Below are 580 nucleotides of genomic sequence, written 5' to 3' on the forward strand. Positions count from 1 at the left end.
GGTATGCCTTTTGATACAGCTGCTTCATTCAGGGTAGGAGCCCGGTTTGCTCCACAGGCAGTCCGCCAAGCATCCATGACGTTGTTTCCTTATCATCCCATTCACAAGGTATTTCCTTTTGACGAATGTAATGCAATTGATATCGGGGATGTTTCGGTGATTCCCCATAATATACATCGAAGCTATGAGTTAATTGAAAAGGCTATTTCAGACTTGATGAAAAACGGGATCATTCCAATAGGCATCGGAGGAGATCATTCAGTAACATTGGCTAATTTAAGAGCAGCCGCAAAAATCCACGGTCCTGTTGCACTTCTTCATTTTGATTCACATACAGATACTTGGGATACTTATTATGAAGAAAAATACTGGCATGGTTCCCCGTTTATCCGTGCATATGAGGAAGGCTTGCTCCAAACGGATAAAGTTTTCCAGATTGGCATCAGAGGTACGCTCAATCATCCAGGAGATTTAGATTCCAGTACAGAACTAGGGTACAATGTGATAACTACGCCGGAGCTGAAGAAGAGAGGAATCGAAGATGTCGTGAAGGAAGTCAAGAAAACCATTGGGGATACAC

General features: G+C 42.9%; 1 protein-coding gene. It reads left to right on the plus strand.

Features of this window, described 5'->3' with window-relative positions; all coding sequences use genetic code 11:
* On the plus strand, nucleotides 1-580 hold a 580-nt coding region (locus AC1DVB_RS27875), incomplete at both ends, for an arginase family protein (RefSeq protein ID WP_477592096.1).

It is taken from the genome of Peribacillus sp. P4_D6, from assembly GCF_056401795.1.